This is a genomic window from Bartonella sp. HY328, from assembly GCF_025449335.1.
Lineage (GTDB): Bacteria > Pseudomonadota > Alphaproteobacteria > Rhizobiales > Rhizobiaceae > HY038.
This window is the reverse complement of record NZ_CP104883.1, coordinates 3,159,567-3,177,455: the sequence shown is the minus strand read 5'-3', so window position 1 is coordinate 3,177,455 and position 17,889 is coordinate 3,159,567. Positions and strand designations below refer to the sequence as shown.

The window sequence follows — 17,889 nt, the reverse complement described above, 5'->3', positions numbered from 1 at the left end:
TAAAAAGGCGTGATGCAATTTCACACCTTTTTAATAATCTGATAGCTTTGCGTTTTAGCTAAGTTGGTTGAGGTTCTTGGACAAAGCTTTAATTTGCTGTTCAAGGGCTTCAATCATTTCTGGATCATTGTCCCATTCCTCAAGGAAAAACCAGCTTTCATCGGGCGGGCTGACCATATTTTCTAAAATTTCGATTGCTTTGGTTAAAAGTGGTCGCAAATCATCTAGCCTATTGCTTGGCCAAACATAGGGACGGCCCAAAGTTTCAAGCAAATAGCAAGCGGCGCGAAACCCGCAATAATCTTCATTAGCTGGATCAAAATTTTCAATCAGCGTAATAATGGGCGAAAAATCCTTATCGTCCCAAAAATTGGCAAACCAATCAGCCGCCTCGTCATTTCCCCAAGGCTCTACACTCCAAGCACCCATTTTTTTCTCCAAAATTTCGTTAATTATCGATGCGTTTTGATATGATAATCTTAAGACTTTTCTTCGTTTTCTTTAAGATCAAGTGAATGGCGCGCTAAAAGTGGCGCTTGTAAGATAAGGAAGATGATGGTGATGGGCATCGTTCCCCAAACCTTGAAATTGGCCCAAAAATTATCGCTGAAATTGCGCCAGATAACTTCATTCAAAACCGCTAAGAAAATGAAGAAGCATGCCCAGCGAAAAGTAAGTTTCCGCCATCCTTCAGCATCTAGTCGAAAAGCTGAATCAAAGACATAGCCGAGCAGAGAGCGACCAAATAAAAGGCCACCAAATAAAATAATTCCAAATAATGTATTAATGATTGTTGGCTTCATTTTAATGAAAATGTCATTATGCAACCAAAGAGTTAAGGCACCAAAAACCACGACGAATATACCAGATACCAAGGGCATAACCGGAATAGTACGGGTTAAAATCCATGATAGGATAAGGGCAACTATAATCGCCACCATAAAAATAGCTGTTGCTGGAAAAATTGGCTTATCAAAGCTTGAAAAAAAACTGATATTGTCGATAAGCCATTGCCCTTTATAATTGGCAAAAAAGAACAAAACCAAGGGCCCCATTTCCAATATTAACTTACCCATTGGCGACATTTGCGCCTTTTTTACCGCCGCCGCATCATCTGGATTTGGTTCAAAAATTGATTTTGTCATTCATCATGCTTTCTAAGGTCATGGATTTTATTTAAATTTGGTTCAATCAAGTGAGATTTATGTTTACTTAAATCATGCTTACTTAATCATGCTTTCCGGCAATCGCTTGGGCAAATTCATTGGCTTTAAAAGGTTCAAGATCATCTATATCTTCGCCAACGCCAATAAAGTAAACGGGTAATTTGTGCTTTGCTGCAATAGCAACCAAAATACCACCGCGCGCTGTTCCATCAAGCTTTGTCATTACCAAACCATTAACACCTGCAACATTGCGGAAAATTTCGACTTGGTTAAGGGCGTTTTGTCCAGTGGTAGCGTCAAGGGTTTGCAAAACCGTGTGCGGTGCATCAGCATCATGCTTGCCTAAAACGCGTACAATTTTGGCAAGTTCGTCCATTAATTCGGTTTTATTTTGTAAACGCCCTGCTGTATCAATGATTAATACGTCACTGCCTGCTTCCCTTGCCTTTTCATAGGCTTCAAAAGCAAGGCTAGCTGCATCAGCGCCAAGCTTGGTTGCAACTACCGGTGAATTGGTGCGTTTGCCCCAAATATGTAATTGTTCAATTGCTGCAGCGCGAAACGTATCGCCTGCTGCCAACATTACTTTTAAACCACCGCGCGATAATTTTGCTGCTAATTTACCAATAGTGGTAGTTTTACCTGTGCCATTGACGCCAACCACCAAAATAACATGCGGCTTATGCGAAAGATCAAGCTCTAAAGGCTTAGCAACAGGCGCCAAAACTTTTTCAATTTCATCGCGCATAATCACGCGTACTTCATCAGTAGAAATATCTTTACCATAGCGGCCAGAAGCAAGGGAGTCGGTAACCCGCATTGCCGTTTCAAGCCCAAGATCTGAAGCAATCAAAACATCTTCAAGGTCTTGTAATGTATCTTCATCAAGTTTGCGTTTGGTAAAAATAGCACCAATTGAATCGCCAAGCTGGCGTGATGAGCGTGACAAGCCATTGCGCAAACGCTCAAACCATGAGCGTTTTACCGCAACGGGTTCTTCTACCACCACAACTTCTGGTTCAATAACTTCTTCAATATCGGCGCCAACACTGATGCGCCCCGTTTTTTTTGGCAATTCCTGTGGCGGAAATGCGTTTACAATATCTGCTGCCTCTGGTTCATCAACCAGCAGGCTTGTATCAATTGTTGCGGGTACAATGTTATCTTGAGCAATTGTTGCAAATGTTTCGTCAAGCTTATTATCTGCGGTTTTATCAAGTGTTGTATCAGATTTAGAACTTGATGAATCGCTTTGGCTTTCGGCTTCCGCTTTTGGGGTATCTTCATTGGCATGGTGAGAGACGTGTTCACTTGCAGCTTTTTGAGCTTCTTTTTCCTCTTGTGCCTGTTTTAATGCCAATTGGTGGGCTTCAAAAGGAGTTAATGCCGGTGCTTGACCTGCATTTTCTTCATCTGTCTTATCAGCAAAAGAAAAAACCTTTTTGAAAAAACCAGCCATATTGTTTTAAATCCTTAAACATACATCAAGCCACTGTCGTGGCCTTTTCTCATCTATATATCAAAATATTGGCTTAACAATCCAAAAAATAGTTGGATTGTTAAGCTGCAATTCTATTGCCAATTAGCTTATCACCCTCTACATGGGAAACATCGCAATCTATAATAGTGCCAGCTACCGCACCAGCAATTTCGGTCAAGGTATAATCTTCACTGCGACCAATGCCATCACGTTCAACCAAAACTCGTTGGCGGCGACCAATTGCCTGTTGCAAATGCTTTTCATAGGCTCTGTCACCTTCACTGCGTAAAATTGCAGCGCGTTCTTTCACTATGCCTCGTTCTAATTGCGGCATACGGGCGGCAGGTGTTCCTTCACGCGGCGAAAACGGGAAAATATGGGTGTGGGTTAAACCGCAATCGGCTATAAGCTGGCGAGTATTTTCAAACATCGCTTCCGTTTCGGTGGGAAAACCGGCAATAATATCGGCACCAAAAATAAATTCAGGCCGTTTATCGCGCAAATCATTGCAAAAACGCACTGAATCTTCACGGGCATGACGGCGTTTCATGCGCTTTAAGATCATATTATCGCCCGCTTGTAGCGATAGATGCAAATGCGGCATTAAGCGTTTTTCATAGGCTAAAAGCTCTAATAATTCGTCATCCGCCTCAATCGAGTCAATCGATGAAAGCCGTAAACGCTCAAGGTCAGGTACACCGCGCAAAATCGCGGCAACCAACTTGCCAAGTCCAGCTTTTCCCGGAAGATCTGGGCCATAGCTGGTAAGGTCAACTCCCGTTAATACAACCTCTTGATAGCCATTGCCATTAAGCCGCTTAATCTGCTCCACCACTGCCCCCATTGGTACTGAGCGCGATGGCCCGCGACCATAGGGAATGATGCAAAACGTGCAACGATGATCGCAGCCATTTTGCACTTGCACAAAAGCCCGCGCCCGCCCTTCAATAAGGTCAACCATATGGGGGGCATTTTCTTTAACCTCCATAATGTCGTTAACGCGAACTTTTTCAAAAAGATTAACACCAAATTCAGGGAGTTGGCGATAAGAATGAGAATGAAGTTTTTCTTCATTACCTAAAACCAAATCAACTTCGCCCATTGCCGCAAATTCGGGCGCAAGGGTCTGGGCAGCGCAGCCGGTGACGATAATACGTGCGTCTGGATTTTCACGCCGCGCTTTGCGAATAGCTTGGCGGGCTTGGCGCACTGCTTCACTGGTTACAGCGCATGTATTAAAAATGATTGCGCCGCCTTCAAGCGTATCAAGGCCAGCCGCTGCGCTTTCTTTGCGCATGACTTCAGACTCATAAGCATTGAGCCTACAACCAAAGGTAACAATCTCAGTCGCCATCAGGCATTAACTCTTTCAATCTTCAAATTTGTTTCATCCTTGATAAAGTGACCCGAAATTGGATCAAAATGTCCGGAAAACTCATATTGGGTTGGCCCAGTCATGATGACATTGCCATCATCTTGCCAAAATAATTCTAAATCACCACCAGGTAGGGTGGCTACTGCACGCTTACCGATAAGTCCACGGCGATTAGCCGCAACGCTTGCTGCACAAGCCCCAGTACCACAAGCAAGGGTTAGACCTGCACCGCGCTCAAATGTGCGCATATTAAATGATGTTGGCGAGGTAATCTCAACAATTGAAATATTAACCCGTTCTGGAAAAAACGCATCATGCTCAATAATGGGTCCTAATTCCCCCAAAGGATAATCCCAAACATCCTTATCAACAATATAGATCGCATGGGGATTGCCCATAGAAACGAGTGATGCATCCTGCAAAGGGCCAGTACCAATTGCGACATGATTGGTATCATCAACCGCATGTTGGGTTGGAATATCTTGCCAGTTTAAACGAGCTTTACCCATATTAACCGAAACAAGCCCATTATCGAGCCGGTTTGCCTCTACAATGCCACCATCGGTTTCAAGGATAAAATGGCTTTGCCCATTTTTATTGTAAAGCCACTCGACAACGCAGCGTGTGCCATTGCCGCAAGCTTTAGCCTTTGAACCATCGCTATTCCATATTTCAATATAATAATCTGTATTTGTAAGCCGGCTATTATAAATTGCCATAATTTGATCAAAGGATGTTTGATCATGGCTGGCAAGCTCTATCGCAGCAGCAGGAATGATATGCTTGTTTTGGCCGCGCATGTCAGCAACAAGAATCTTATTACCAAGACCGTTCATTTTGGTAAGCTCGGGCATTTTAGTAAGCTCTGGCATTTGGGTGAGCTCTGTCATTGTGCGAGGTTCTTGCATATTGGTCATCTCAGACTGGCTTAAAGGTTCTGGCATTTTAACAATTCCGGCAGATTTATTTCAATTTTTTACATGAAATCCGATTGATGTGCCTTATATGGCGTAAAGGCGATAAAAATACCAGTTGAACTTGAGTAGAATTATTAAAAAGCACTATAATGTGTTGCTATTAAGCCGCATTGGTAAAAAAAAGGCTTAATTTCATTGCATTTACAAGTGAAAACCGAATATTAGCAAAAAAATCTTTTATGGTTAACAAAATTGACCGATTCGGATGATGGAGCATGTCATGGCGTTGAATAAAATATCCTTGGTTGCATTGGCATTGGCGGCACTGGTAACAACAGGCTGCATGGCAGACCGTATGGGCAGTGGTAATTATCAAAATGCTGATGTGCGTCCATTCCCACCAGCAACAGGCACTGGCCCTTCAGCATCTATTTCGCAATCTGAATTGCCAGCCCCATCGGGCGAATATCCAACTGCCCCTGGTATGGATGGCCAAACCCAAGTTGCTAGCCTTGGTAGTGAAGCAACCGGCATTAATCTTGCCGCTGCTAGTATTGCTGGTGTCTGGAATGCCAATGTTGGTGGTATGACGTGTAAGGTTGTAACGCCAATGACCAAATTTGGCCAAGGCTACCGTTCTGCACCTTTAAATTGCCCTTCAGCCATTTCAAGCGTTAGCTCATGGAATATTAGTGGTTCAAAACTCGAGTTCTTTGATGCATCTGGTGCAAGCGTTGCAACGCTTACATCACAAGATGGTACCCATTTTAGTGGCCAAACTTCGTCAGGTTCGCCCATCAGCCTTTCACGCTAAGCTTAACGCGTCAAAGCTTATATTAGGATTAATGAAAACTGGCGTATTTTACGCCAGTTTTTTTATGTCTTTTATATTGCGACCATTTGAGGAGGAGGGCAGAATGGTAAAAATTTGCTGTTTTCACACCGCTAAAAGCAATGTGGCGCTTTATGATGAAGCAGCTTTAGCTGCCAATGATGCATTAAAAGCTGATTATCAAAATATTGTACTTGTGCAATCTTCAATGATGAAGGCCGCAAAACAAATTAATCACCCACAAGTTTTAACTAGTCCCTATATTGGCTTAAAAGCTATTTTACATGAGTTTTAACCTATCATGTATTTTACATATTACTCATGCACTAGTTTTAACCATAGGCGATTTGCTATTATGCAAATCGCCTTGTTATTTGTTAAGTTTTAATCTCTGGCAAGGGCGGCAACGGGATCAAGTTTTGATGCGTTGCGGGCGGGTAAAAAGCCAAAGACAATACCAATAAGGGTGGACGATAAAAATGCCGCAATGATCGAGCCGCTGGTGTATATAAGTTTGAAAGGTGCGCCAAGCACATCAAACAAGAAGCCAACCGACAGACCAAAAGCAATACCCAACGTACCGCCGATTAAACAGACGAGAATTGCTTCAATTAAAAATTGCTGCAAAATATCACTGCGCCGTGCGCCAACTGCCATTCGTACACCGATTTCGTTAATACGTTCAGAGACAGTTACCAGCATGATATTCATAACGCCAATACCACCAACGATCAGTGATATAAGAGCGATAGATGCAATCAGCAGGGTTAGGACTTGCGAACTTTGCATAATTTGCTCGCGGAACTCATCACTATTGCGAATGAAAAAATCTTCAGACCCGTGGCGCATGGTCAAAAAGTTTTTAACCGCTGTTTCAACAACCCGGGAATCATAGGCATCATCAACACGTAAAGTAATTGAGCGCACAGTAGTGGTGCCTAAAAAGCGTGTTTGAACGCTAGTATAAGGCAAATAGAGCGATAAGGTATCACTAGCAGGGCCAAAACTTTGCAATTCAATTACACCAATAATGCGCGCTGGGACTTTACCAATAAAAATAACTGAACCAACCGCCTTATCAGGATCATCAGGAAAGAGTGTTGAGACGGCGGTTTGATCGACAACAAGATCAAGAGTGCGATCCTTAACACTTTGTTCGTCAAATAAATGGCCAGCAACAAGCGTTGCGCCTTCAGCTGAAAAATATTGTTCACCAACGCCTGTCAGTGATGCATTTGCTTCAATTCCCCCGCGACGCGCCGTTGTTGTTGTTGAAACGCTTGGCGTGACTGCGGCTGCATAGGGTTGTTCTTTAAGTGCTTGTGCATCAGCATCAACAAGGGTGGTAATCTTGCCTGAACGTAAATCTGCCATGCTGCGGCCCGCAAAAATGGTTAGCGTATTGGTGCCGAGGCGATTAATATTTTCTAAGATTTGTTGCTTAGTACCATTACCAAGCGCGACCATTGATACCACGGCGGCAATACCAATAATAACGCCAAGCATAGTCAAAAATGTGCGCATGCGGTGCGCGTTCATTGACAAGGTTGCCATGCGAAAGGCTTCAAGGAACCGATCGGTAAAGCCGCGCAAAAAGCCGCTGCGTTTATAAACGACATCTTCTTTTTCGATTAAATCAGCCTTACCAGAAACACCATGTTGAGTAGGATTGGCGTCAGTAATATTGGGTGTGTCCGTTAAAATTTCACCATCACTTATTTCAATAATACGTTCAGCACGGCGGGCAACATTCATATCATGGGTAACGATGATAATTGTGCGCCCCTCAGCATGTAACTCTTCAAGGATGCGCAAAACTTCTTCGCCAGATTGTTTGTCAAGCGCGCCGGTTGGTTCATCGGCAAGGATTACTTCGCCATCATTCATTAAGGCGCGGGCGATCGATACACGCTGCTGCTGGCCGCCTGATAATTGGCTCGGCCGGTGGTTGACACGCTCGCCCATACCAAGGCGTTGCAAAAGTCCTTCTGCGCGTTTTTTTCGCTCGCTTGGATTGATGTTGGCATAAATTGCTGGAATTTCAACATTGCCAAGGGCGGTTAATTCACCCAAAAGATGATAGCGTTGAAAGATAAAGCCAAAATGATCACGGCGCAATTCTGAAAGCTGATCGGCATCAAGCTCTAGGGTTTCACTATTCCTGATTTTGTAACTGCCTGATGATGGGCGGTCAAGACAGCCCAAAATATTCATAAGCGTTGATTTGCCAGAGCCGGATGCCCCAACAATTGCTACCATTTCGCCTTCATAAATGGTAAGATCAATGCCCTTGAGAACGCTTACTTCACCTTCGCCAGCTGGATAATTGCGGCGCACATCCTTAAGGACGATAAGTGGTTTTTTTTGACTTACCATTACACTCACCACGGCCCCATGCCACGACCACGGCCAGATCCTTGTTGGCCACTTGGCATGCCACCGCCCGTAATAACTTTATCCCCTTCATTAAGGCCGGAGAGCACTTCAGCGTTCACCTTATTATTAAGGCCTATTTTGACATCTCGTGTTTCGACTTTGCCATTTTCATTAAGAACTCGCACATTATAGCTTCCATCACGTTTTTTCGCCCCTAAGCCATCGGTTGAAATTAAAAGAGCATTTTCAGATTTGCCAAGGACGATTTTGACTTCAGCCGTCATATAGGTACGCAACGCACCATCGGCATTATCAATATTGAAAATACCATTATAATAAATAGCTGACGACGAAGATGAGCTAGACGTGCTAGCACTTGAGTTAAAGCTTATGTCATTACGAATAGATTCAGGTGCTGGTTCAATCGCTTCCAAAACACCATCATAGCGCCGTTCTGGATTACCGATCACATTGAAATATAGGGGTTGGCCAGTCTTTACATTTATCACATCTGCTTCTGAAATTTCAGCGCGGATGGTCATTTTGGTAAGATCACCAATAATTGCAATGGTTGGAGCCGATTGAACAGCATTAACATTTTGGCCTTCTTGAACAACCGTTGCGAGCACCGTTCCATCAAAAGGTGCTGTAACGCGTGTATAGCCAAGATCTACTTTTGCCGTCTCAACATCCACTTGCGATTGGATAATTTGCGCATTTAATGCGTCAATTTGGGCTTGGCGCACATTTACCTCGGCCTCAGCACTATCAAAATCGGCTTTTGACACCGCATTGCTCGCAATCATATTTTTTTGACGAGCAAGGTTTTTTTGTGCAAGTACTAACTGAGCTTGCAGCTCTGCTAGCTTGGCGTAATTGTTGCTCAGCGCAGCTTCTTTGTTTTTAAGATCATTTGCTTGGGTGGTTGAGTCAATTTCGGCTAATAAATCGCCTTCCTTTACCTCACTGCCGGGCTGAACTTTGAGTGAAATAATACGGCCCGTTGCGCGCGCACCTACTGCCACCAAGCGATATGGTTTAACGATACCGGTCGCAAGAGCGGTTACCTCAATATCACCGCGTTTTATCGGGGCAGTCATAAAGTTGGGTTCGCTTGTTTGGCTCGAAAATAACATTTGATAAAGAAAATAGACAATAATCAGCGCAATGGCGGCGATGATAACCAGTAATAATTTCTTTTTTGGTTTATACATAAGTCTTTATTCCTATCAAAAAATTTAATTGTATTGGCAAATATATTTGCTTCTTATTGGCATTTGTTATTGATTAGCTCGTGGTTGGATATGAGGCCCAGTATTGCTGTCGGTAACCTCTTTGCGACTTGTATCTAATGTTCCATTCCAACCGCCACCTAAAGCTTTCATTAGGGCAATATAATCGGTGGTAATGGATGCTTGCGCATCAATATAAGATTGTTGCGCTGAATAATGAGAGCGTTCAGCAGTTAAAAGGTCTAAAAAGCTGGTATTACCCGATGTATAAAGATTGCGCGAAAGATCAAGTGCTTGGCGATAAGAACGCTCGGCTTGACCTAATTTGGCTGCTCTTATTCTATCTTTGGATAGTGCAACAAGGGCGTTTTCAACCTCCTCAAGGGCGGTTAAGATTTTTGCACGATAAGCAATAAAATATTGATCGCGCTGAGCTTCTGCCGCCATTACATCGGCAGCGCGTTGCCCACCATTAAAAATTGGCACGCTAAAGCTTGGGCCAACCGCCCATGCAATCGATGAATTGCGTCCAAGGTCGCCAATTTGTGAAGCGGAAGTTGAAATATTGCCGGTAAGTGAAAGCGATGGATAGCGCGCAGCTTCCTTTTGACCAATGCGTGCTGTTGCTGCGGCATATTGGCGTTCGCTTACTCGCACATCTGGACGGTTTAGCAAAATATCGGCGGGTATTCCACTTGCAATTGGCCATTTGGGGGTTGGAATGGCCTTGCGTTTTGCCATTATTGCATTAAGTGCAGCTGGTTGTTGCCCCGTTAAAACCGCTAAACGGTGAGTGGCGCTTGCTAATTGGCTTTCGAGTTGAGGAATATTTGCTTCAGTGCTAGCAGTTTGTCCCTCGGCATTTGATACGTCAAGCTGCGATACGGCGCCAGCGGCAAACTTATCGCGGGTAAGCTTTGCCGTGCTTTGCTGCGAAGCGACGCTTTCGCGCGTTAATGCAAGTTTTGCTTGTAGGCTGCGTACCTCAACATAATAGCTTGCAACATCTCCAATCATTGTCACCAATGTTGCACGTAAATCTTCGTTAGCAGCATCAAGCCCGTAACGCGATGCTTCAACACCGCGCCGATTAGCACCAAAAAGATCAATTTCCCAACTACTATCGAGGCCACCGCGATAAGCGCCCTGGTCGCTTTGCGTGCCGGTGCGGCTGCGATTATAAGAGCTTGATCCATTAAGACTTGGAAATAATGTGCTATTTGATGAGGCAAGGCTAGCGCGTGCTTCACGAATTTTAGCCTTGGCGGTTGCAACATCATTATTACCGCGAATAGCAACATCAATTAATTGGTCAAGTAAGGGGTCATTTAATTTATACCACCAATTGGCTAATTGCGCTGGTTGCAGCGGCGTTAAATTGTTAGATTTAGACCAGCTCGCTGGCAGTGAAAGATTTGGCTTTTGATAATCTGGACCAACAACACAGCCTGCCAATAAAAAAAGTGATAACACAGCCGACAGGCTTTTAGCCAATGAATGGTTGAATGTTTTATTGGCTAGTCTTTTGGTTATGTGCTTTGTGGCAGACATATTATAAAGGTTTCCTACCTGTTGGCCCTGCTGGACTATTTTTCTTGCGCTTTTCGGCGATTACTTTAAATTTTGACTATAAAATAGCATGTTTGATATGAATGGCGGTTAAACATCATAATTTTTAGCGATGCAATTGTTTGAGCAACAATATTTTTTTAAAAATCTAAATATTTGATTGTTGTTCAATTGTTTTATTATTAAAGCGGTTTTATTTTAAGCTAAGTCAAAGAAGCCCTAGTTTAGCCTAATTGCGTTTAAACATATTTTTTAAAATTTTGCTCGTGAATTATTTGTCATAATTGCAAAATTTTATTCATACCAATGCTTAGAGCTGAGATTATATGTTTGAGATACTGCAAATAGAGATCTATTGAATTTTAACAATAGGATTGTTAAATTATTTTGTATTGGTAACTGCTGGATGACAATCCATGTTTAATCGCGTAAAGACAAAAGCGTTCTATTTTATTAAAAACAAATTTTTTACAAAAAATTGATACAAATTTTGCATTTGATGATGCATCACAGTAAAAAAGCATGGCTTTTGCGATTCTCATTTACAAGAATGCGCGCCAAAACATCGAATCGATTGATAGCCTAGTGTGTTGTTGAACTAGGCCATTAACAAATGGAATAAGATTAAGATTGTAATATGGATAATAACCAACCCTCTAAAGACCCCTTTTCAAAACGTTTATGGCGTAAAATTCGGCAGCCTTTAAAGGATTCAAAATTTTTTAAATCGCTGCTGGTGCATTTCATGGCAACCTATTTGCGGCTGGTTTATTGGACAAATCCATTGTTAAAAGGATCAGATGATCCTAAAAAAGCCCATGAAAAGTATAATCCTTTTATTATTACTTTTTGGCATGGTCGCCATATTATGGGGCCATTTTTACGCCCCAAGGGTGAAGCAATCATTGCAATGTTTTCTCGTTCGGCTGATGCAGAACTTAATGCACGGGTAAGTGAAGTTTTAGGACTTGAAACTGTACGCGGTTCGGGTGGGCGCGGTGACAAGCAAAAGGCAGAGCGCGGCGGTGCGCGTGCGCTCATTACCTTAAATAAGTCTTTGCGCGCTGGCAAAACAACCGCAATGATTGCCGATATTGCTCATGGTACGGCGCGTGAAGCTGGCAAAGGTATTATTCTTTTGGCTAAATTATCTGGACGCCCAATTGTTCCTTATATTTATGCTTTTTCGCGAGAAAAAATATTGGAGAAAACTTGGGATAAAACCGCCATACCATTGCCGTTTGGTCGATCTATTTTTCTTATGGGTGACGCTGTTTTTGTACCAGAGGATGCCGATGATGATTTATTGGAAAAAAAACGACAGGAACTTACAGAAATTATGAACCGCTTAACTGTTGAGGCTTATGATAAGCTTCACCACAAAAAGCGGGGCTGATATGCGTAATTTAAGAGCAAGACTGGCATTATCATTTTATCGGGGCCTTGGCTCAAGCTTTCGCCCTTTTGCGCCTTTTTATCTGTCAATGCGCGCAGCTCGTGGCAAGGAAGAGCTAAAGCGTAAGCGCGAGCGGCTTGGCAAAGCGACACAACCACGCCCATTGGGGCCATTAATCTGGTTGCATTCGGCAAGCGTTGGCGAAACAATGGCGCTTATTCCAATTGTAGAACGTATATTATTGATGAAAATCAATATATTATTGACGACGGGAACAGTTGCATCGGCAAAACTGGCCGATGAGCGCTTTGCCGATAGGGTGATTCATCAATATGCACCACTTGACATTGTCTCTTGTACACGGCGGTTTTTAGACTATTGGAAGCCTGATATTTCCATTGTTTGCGAATCTGAAATTTGGCCAGTGCGTATTTTTGAGCTTGCTAAACGAAAAATTCCGCAAATCATGCTTAATGCCCATTTATCTGAGCGTTCTTATAAATCTTGGAAAAAGCGCTCACGCGTTGCTTATGAAATTTTTTCAAAATTTGATGCTGTGGTCTGCCAAACCGACGATGATGCACGATATTTCCGTGATCTTGGCGCGGCGCGTGTATCGGTATCGGGCAATTTAAAGGCCGATGTTATTTTGCCGGGTAAACCTGCCGAAATTAAACGCTACAAAAAGGCCATTGGCTTGCGCCCCGTTTGGGCAGCTATCTCAACCCATGAGGGGGAGGAGGCAATGGCGGCCGAAGTGCATAAAAAGCTATTGAAAAAACATCCTGGGCTTTTGACAATTATTGTGCCGCGCCATGTTGAAAGAGCGCCGGAAATTGCCCGCCATTTCGACGATATTGGTTTGACCTTTGCCAGTAAAGCCTATGACCAAATGCCAACAAATGAGACGGATATTTTGTTAGGTGATACGGTGGGTGATATGGGACTTTATTTGCGCCTTACCCAAATTGCTTTTGTTGGCAAATCCTTGGCAGGAGAGGGAGGGCATAACCCTATCGAACCTGCCATGAGCGGTGCAGCTATATTAAGTGGACCGAATATCCAAAATTTTAAGGAAACCTATCAGGCATTGATGAAAAATGAGGCGGTGCAATTGGTTGATGACGCGACTATGCTTGCAGGTTATGTTCATCATTTATTGGAACGGCCTGATGTGCGTGAGCGGATGATTGAATCTGGCCGCCAAACCATTACGCAATTAAGCGGGGCAAGAGAGCGTTGTTTTGAAGTATTGGAAAAATTTTTACAACCGCTAACTCTTGCTGCGCAATTAAGCCAAGCTGATAATATGTTGAATAAGCGGGATTAAAAAAGTGCAGGCACCAAAATTCTGGTGGCAGAATAACAGCCTTTCAAGCTTTTTACTAAGCCCCTTTGCTTGGGTCTATGGTTATTTTGCGGCTAGAAAAATGCAAAATCATTCCGCGCCAAAGGTTGATGTGCCGGTTTTATGTATTGGCAATTTTACTCTTGGCGGAGCTGGTAAAACACCCGTAGCGATAAGCCTTGCAAAGACGGCAAAAACTATGGGGCTAAAACCGGGCATTGTGACGCGCGGCCATGGCGGTTCGGTACAAAATGTCCATATTGTTGATATTGATAAAGATCACGCAACAAAGGTCGGCGATGAGCCCTTATTATTAGCGCGTCATGCTCTTGTTGCGGTTTGTCAAGATCGCTTCCTTGCGGCACAAATTTTGGTAGAACAAGGCTGTGATATCATTTTAATGGATGATGGTTTTCAAAGCCGTAAATTATTGCCTAATATAAGCCTATTGGTGGTTGATGCATTGCGCGGCATTGGCAATGGCGCTGTTTTTCCCTCCGGCCCCTTACGTGCGCCGCTTGCAACGCAATTGGCATTTACCGATAAAATTCTTATTATCGGCAATAGAGCAGCGCAATTTGATAAAACTGTTTTTTTACCAATAGATGATGGGCAGATAACTCATGCTAAATTACAACCAACAAGCAGTGTCGATTTAAAGGATAAAAAATTGTTAGCCTTTGCCGGAATTGGTAATCCGGACAAATTTTTTGAAAGTGTAAATGAGCTTGGCGGCATTATTGTTGAAAAGCGTATTTTTGCTGACCATCATTTTTTTAACGCTAGCGAAGTGAAAAATATTGCTGTTGAGGCAAAGACCAAAGATCTTATGCTGGTTACCACCGCTAAAGATTATGTGCGTTTAAAAGATCAAGATTTTTCTGTAAACTTAGAAAATTTGATTATTGTTGATGTTGAAGTGGTTTTTAACCAAACCGATTATGGTCAAAATTTATTGGTTGAAACGATTAAAAGTTTTAAAATCCACTAATTGCGATCATCAGTTCGAGCGATTATGGCGAGATATAATTTGCATCAAAACTTACTATTATTGATGATAATATAAGTTTGTTATTAATTTTAATTTTAAAAAAGATATTATTTTCATTGAAAAAAAATGTAAAATTATTAATAGAATAATTTCCCTGTAGTTTTTAAATGTTATTTATTATTAATTACTTAAATCTAAAAATTGATATTTGTTGGCTTTAAAAAATTGGCTAAAATCTCAAAAAAATACAAAAATTAAATTAGTTCTTCTTTTTTATAAAAAAAGCAGTTATGGTTTAAAGGAACTCTAATAAAACGGTTTGTAGGAGGACCAGTTAGAGATTTCGCGTTGGAGGATTGTCATTTGTAAGATGCATGAGGATTGCACCTTGCATATTTGTGGCAAGCGCATTTTGGAGGAAAATATGACCGATAAAGTTTATCCCGTGCCTTCAAGCATAAAGAAAAATACTTTGCTTGATGCGGATACTTATACCAAATGGTATGACGAGAGTATCAAAGATCCAGATACATTCTGGTCACGCCATGGTCGCAGGATAGATTGGTATAAGCCATTCACTAAAGTTAAAAATACCAGTTTTAAAGGTCGTGTATCGATTAAATGGTATGAAGATGGTGTTACCAATGTCAGCTATAATTGTATTGATCGTCATTTAAAAAGCCGAGCTGATCAAGTGGCAATTATTTGGGAAGGGGACAATCCCTATATTGATAAAAAAATCACCTATCGCGAACTTTATGACAATGTTTGCCGCTTTGCCAATGTATTGAAAAAGCGTGGCGTTAAAAAAGGCGATCGCGTTACCATATATTTGCCGATGATTCCAGAGCTTGCCTATGCGATGCTGGCTTGCGCGCGTATTGGTGCGATTCACTCAGTCGTATTTGCTGGTTTCTCGCCAGAAGCTTTGGCTGGCCGTTTGGTGGATTGTGAATCTACATTTGTAATTACAGCAGATCAGGGTGTACGCGGTGGTAAGCCAATTCATTTGAAAGAAAATGTTGATCTGGCTATTGATATTGCTGCACGCCAATATACCATTGTCAATCAAGTGTTAGTGGTACGCCGAACCGGTGGTAAAATTGGTTGGGCGCCAGGCCGCGATATCTGGTATCACGAAGAAATGGTTGATGTGAAGGGTGATTGTCCGCCAGCTAAGATGAAGGCGGAAGATCCATTATTCATTCTTTATACATCAGGCTCAACTGGTAAGCCAAAAGGTGTGTTGCATACCACTGGTGGTTATCTTGTTTATGCCTCTATGACCCATGAATATGTTTTTGATTATCACCCGAATGAAGTTTACTGGTGTACCGCTGACGCTGGTTGGATTACGGGGCACTCTTATCTTGTTTATGGGCCATTATGTAACGGTGCCACAACCTTAATGTTTGAAGGTGTTCCCAATTTTCCGGATAATGCTCGTTTTTGGGAAGTGGTGGATAAGCATAAGGTCAATATTTTTTATACGGCGCCAACGGCAATTCGCTCGCTAATGGGGGCAGGGGATGAGTTTGTTACCCGTTCACGGCGGACAAGCCTGCGTATTCTTGGTACTGTCGGCGAGCCAATCAATCCAGAAGTTTGGGAATGGTATTATAATGTGGTTGGTGATGGTCGTTGTCCGGTAATTGACACGTGGTGGCAAACAGAAACTGGTGGCCATATGATTACGCCATTACCGGGGGCAACCGACCTTAAACCCGGTTCAGCAACCAAGCCGTTCTTTGGCGTGAAGCTTGATATTGTTGACGCGGAAGGCAATGTTCTTGAGGGGGCGGGTGAAGGTAATCTTTGTATCTCCGATTCTTGGCCGGGACAAATGCGTAGCATTTATAAAGATCATGAGCGTTTTGTCGAAACCTATTTTTCCACCTATAAAGGAAAATATTTTTCGGGCGATGGCTGTCGGCGCGATGCAGATGGCTATTATTGGCTAACTGGCCGTGTGGATGATGTGCTTAACGTGTCTGGTCACCGCCTTGGTACCGCAGAGGTGGAGTCGGCACTGGTTTCAGATCACTCGGTGGCAGAAGCAGCAGTTGTTGGTTTCCCCCATGCTATCAAAGGCCAAGGCATTTATTGCTATGTGTCCTTGATGGAGGGTATTGAGCCAACCGATGCGCTACGCCAAGAGCTTATCCAGCATGTGCGCAAAGATATTGGGCCAATTGCAACACCCGATAAAATCCAGTTTGCACCCGGTTTGCCCAAAACCCGTTCAGGTAAAATTATGCGGCGTATCTTGCGCAAGATTGCTGAGAATGAATTTGACAATCTTGGCGATACGTCAACTCTCGCAGATCCCGGCGTAGTTGATGATTTGATTGCAGGGCGTAAAATAATCGGCTAGTTTCTAACAATAGTTTAAACTAAAAAATGCCAATTCCTTAAGCAAGGATTGGCATTTTTTTATTGCAAAATTTCAATTTTTTAGACTATTTTGCGTTAAATCACATCTATCATCATTAGAAAAGTAGAAATCGATAATGGAATATTTTACTCAGTCTCCAATTTATCTGCTTGTTAAAAATATTATTCAATGGATGAATATTATTATTCATCAAGAAGGGGCATTAACAGCAATGTTTTTTAGCCCGCTTTTCTTCGCTATGATTTTTATATTGGTTCGTTTTGATATCTATCGTCTTAGTATATTTGTCTTGGGATACTTTACCACCAATTTGGTTATTCTACTTTCGATTAGAACTATCTTTTATGATTTAGTGATGATGGTTGATAAAAACAGTCTTGTTTTTATTCTATTAATTAGTGCAATTTGTTTATTCGCTGCCTTTTTATGCTTTCGATATGCTTTTTGTAAAATAAAAAACAATGAACCAAAGATTGATAATAAAAAGATCGATAGTAAAAATGTTTTTTTATATGGTATAATGTTTGGAATATTAAATGTTTACAGTATGATTATAAATCAACAGTATTTGCAATATTCTTATGAAAAATATTCGTTTGAAGAACGTTTAGAAGATACAATGAATTTGTTATCTGGTAGTCTCAGCTCTATTATGATTAAGGCCTTTGTTGCAATTATCTTAATTTTTATGACTAAAATTATTGATGAAAAATTTCGAAAAAAATATATTTCCATCATAATTGGTATATTGTTTATTGTTTATATTCTATTTTTTTTACACAGATATATAATTAGCCTGTAAGAAAGCTCGT

At 42.0% G+C, this 17,889-nt stretch carries 14 protein-coding genes and 1 pseudogene; 7 read left to right on the top strand and 8 right to left on the bottom strand.

The window, feature by feature from the left end; translation table 11 throughout:
- Positions 1 to 54 precede the first annotated feature (54 nt).
- The 5 genes and pseudogenes from N5852_RS13465 to dapF all read right to left on the bottom strand — a co-directional run bounded on the left by N5852_RS13465 (position 55) and on the right by dapF (position 4,875).
- Positions 55 to 429, bottom strand: a complete 375-nt coding sequence (locus tag N5852_RS13465) for a DUF4259 domain-containing protein (protein WP_262098273.1) — start codon at positions 427 to 429, stop codon at positions 55 to 57.
- Positions 430 to 479: 50 nt separating this feature from the next.
- Positions 480 to 1,145, bottom strand: a complete 666-nt coding sequence (locus tag N5852_RS13460; protein ID WP_262098272.1) for a septation protein A — start codon at positions 1,143 to 1,145, stop codon at positions 480 to 482.
- An 82-nt stretch (positions 1,146 to 1,227) separates the two neighbouring features.
- Positions 1,228 to 2,283: pseudogene (ftsY, locus tag N5852_RS13455) on the bottom strand (signal recognition particle-docking protein FtsY); the annotation flags it as partial.
- A gap of 442 nt (positions 2,284 to 2,725) precedes the next feature.
- Positions 2,726 to 4,000, bottom strand: coding sequence for a tRNA (N(6)-L-threonylcarbamoyladenosine(37)-C(2))-methylthiotransferase MtaB (gene mtaB, locus N5852_RS13450; RefSeq protein WP_262098270.1), 1,275 nt, complete (start codon positions 3,998 to 4,000; stop codon positions 2,726 to 2,728).
- On the bottom strand, positions 4,000 to 4,875 hold the full coding sequence (gene dapF, locus N5852_RS13445) for a diaminopimelate epimerase (protein WP_262099779.1): 876 nt from the start codon (positions 4,873 to 4,875) through the stop codon (positions 4,000 to 4,002). Before dapF ends, mtaB begins: the two co-directional genes overlap by 1 nt.
- Before the next feature lie 343 nt (positions 4,876 to 5,218).
- On the opposite strand from dapF, the gene N5852_RS13440 reads away from it, so the two are divergent.
- Together N5852_RS13440 and N5852_RS13435 are read left to right on the top strand one after the other, a co-directional pair.
- The gene (locus N5852_RS13440; protein WP_262098269.1) at positions 5,219 to 5,752 is read left to right on the top strand and encodes an AprI/Inh family metalloprotease inhibitor; all 534 of its coding nucleotides are present in this window, start codon (positions 5,219 to 5,221) and stop codon (positions 5,750 to 5,752) included.
- A gap of 103 nt (positions 5,753 to 5,855) precedes the next feature.
- Positions 5,856 to 6,065, top strand: a complete 210-nt coding sequence (locus N5852_RS13435; protein WP_262098268.1) for a hypothetical protein — start codon at positions 5,856 to 5,858, stop codon at positions 6,063 to 6,065.
- An 89-nt stretch (positions 6,066 to 6,154) separates the two neighbouring features.
- On the opposite strand, the gene N5852_RS13430 is transcribed toward N5852_RS13435, so the two are convergent.
- From N5852_RS13430 to N5852_RS13420, 3 genes are all read right to left on the bottom strand, one after another.
- On the bottom strand, positions 6,155 to 8,146 hold the full coding sequence (locus N5852_RS13430) for a MacB family efflux pump subunit (protein ID WP_262098267.1): 1,992 nt from the start codon (positions 8,144 to 8,146) through the stop codon (positions 6,155 to 6,157).
- A 5-nt stretch (positions 8,147 to 8,151) separates the two neighbouring features.
- On the bottom strand, positions 8,152 to 9,360 hold the full coding sequence (locus N5852_RS13425; protein ID WP_262098266.1) for an efflux RND transporter periplasmic adaptor subunit: 1,209 nt from the start codon (positions 9,358 to 9,360) through the stop codon (positions 8,152 to 8,154).
- A 66-nt stretch (positions 9,361 to 9,426) separates the two neighbouring features.
- Positions 9,427 to 10,929, bottom strand: coding sequence for an efflux transporter outer membrane subunit (locus N5852_RS13420; protein ID WP_262098265.1), 1,503 nt, complete (start codon positions 10,927 to 10,929; stop codon positions 9,427 to 9,429).
- Positions 10,930 to 11,584: 655 nt separating this feature from the next.
- Between N5852_RS13420 and N5852_RS13415 the strand changes: the two genes are divergently transcribed.
- The 5 genes from N5852_RS13415 to N5852_RS13395 all read left to right on the top strand — a co-directional run bounded on the left by N5852_RS13415 (position 11,585) and on the right by N5852_RS13395 (position 17,879).
- Positions 11,585 to 12,343 carry a lysophospholipid acyltransferase family protein gene (locus tag N5852_RS13415; RefSeq protein ID WP_262098264.1) on the top strand — a complete coding sequence of 253 codons (759 nt, stop codon included), beginning with the start codon at positions 11,585 to 11,587 and terminating at the stop codon, positions 12,341 to 12,343.
- Position 12,344: 1 nt separating this feature from the next.
- Complete coding sequence (gene waaA, locus N5852_RS13410) at positions 12,345 to 13,673, top strand: lipid IV(A) 3-deoxy-D-manno-octulosonic acid transferase (protein ID WP_262098263.1); 1,329 nt, start codon at positions 12,345 to 12,347, stop codon at positions 13,671 to 13,673.
- A 4-nt stretch (positions 13,674 to 13,677) separates the two neighbouring features.
- Positions 13,678 to 14,682 carry a tetraacyldisaccharide 4'-kinase gene (gene lpxK / locus N5852_RS13405; RefSeq protein ID WP_262098261.1) on the top strand — a complete coding sequence of 335 codons (1,005 nt, stop codon included), beginning with the start codon at positions 13,678 to 13,680 and terminating at the stop codon, positions 14,680 to 14,682.
- Positions 14,683 to 15,106: 424 nt separating this feature from the next.
- Positions 15,107 to 17,056, top strand: coding sequence for an acetate--CoA ligase (gene acs / locus N5852_RS13400; RefSeq protein WP_262098260.1), 1,950 nt, complete (start codon positions 15,107 to 15,109; stop codon positions 17,054 to 17,056).
- 136 nt (positions 17,057 to 17,192) lie between these two features.
- Complete coding sequence (locus N5852_RS13395) at positions 17,193 to 17,879, top strand: hypothetical protein (protein WP_262098259.1); 687 nt, start codon at positions 17,193 to 17,195, stop codon at positions 17,877 to 17,879.
- Positions 17,880 to 17,889: the final 10 nt, after the last annotated feature.

Bases quoted from the DNA above. Each gene is read 5' to 3' on its own strand.
- N5852_RS13465 (WP_262098273.1), bottom strand. From the start codon at position 429: ATGGGTGCTTGGAGTGTAGAGCCTTGGGGAAATGACGAGGCGGCTGAT.
- N5852_RS13460 (WP_262098272.1), bottom strand. From the start codon at position 1,145: ATGACAAAATCAATTTTTGAACCAAATCCAGATGATGCGGCGGCGGTA.
- mtaB (WP_262098270.1), bottom strand. From the start codon at position 4,000: ATGGCGACTGAGATTGTTACCTTTGGTTGTAGGCTCAATGCTTATGAG.
- dapF (WP_262099779.1), bottom strand. From the start codon at position 4,875: ATGCCCGAGCTTACCAAAATGAACGGTCTTGGTAATAAGATTCTTGTT.
- N5852_RS13440 (WP_262098269.1), top strand. From the start codon at position 5,219: ATGGCGTTGAATAAAATATCCTTGGTTGCATTGGCATTGGCGGCACTG.
- N5852_RS13435 (WP_262098268.1), top strand. From the start codon at position 5,856: ATGGTAAAAATTTGCTGTTTTCACACCGCTAAAAGCAATGTGGCGCTT.
- N5852_RS13430 (WP_262098267.1), bottom strand. From the start codon at position 8,146: ATGGTAAGTCAAAAAAAACCACTTATCGTCCTTAAGGATGTGCGCCGC.
- N5852_RS13425 (WP_262098266.1), bottom strand. From the start codon at position 9,360: ATGTATAAACCAAAAAAGAAATTATTACTGGTTATCATCGCCGCCATT.
- N5852_RS13420 (WP_262098265.1), bottom strand. From the start codon at position 10,929: ATGTCTGCCACAAAGCACATAACCAAAAGACTAGCCAATAAAACATTC.
- N5852_RS13415 (WP_262098264.1), top strand. From the start codon at position 11,585: ATGGATAATAACCAACCCTCTAAAGACCCCTTTTCAAAACGTTTATGG.
- waaA (WP_262098263.1), top strand. From the start codon at position 12,345: ATGCGTAATTTAAGAGCAAGACTGGCATTATCATTTTATCGGGGCCTT.
- acs (WP_262098260.1), top strand. From the start codon at position 15,107: ATGACCGATAAAGTTTATCCCGTGCCTTCAAGCATAAAGAAAAATACT.
- N5852_RS13395 (WP_262098259.1), top strand. From the start codon at position 17,193: ATGGAATATTTTACTCAGTCTCCAATTTATCTGCTTGTTAAAAATATT.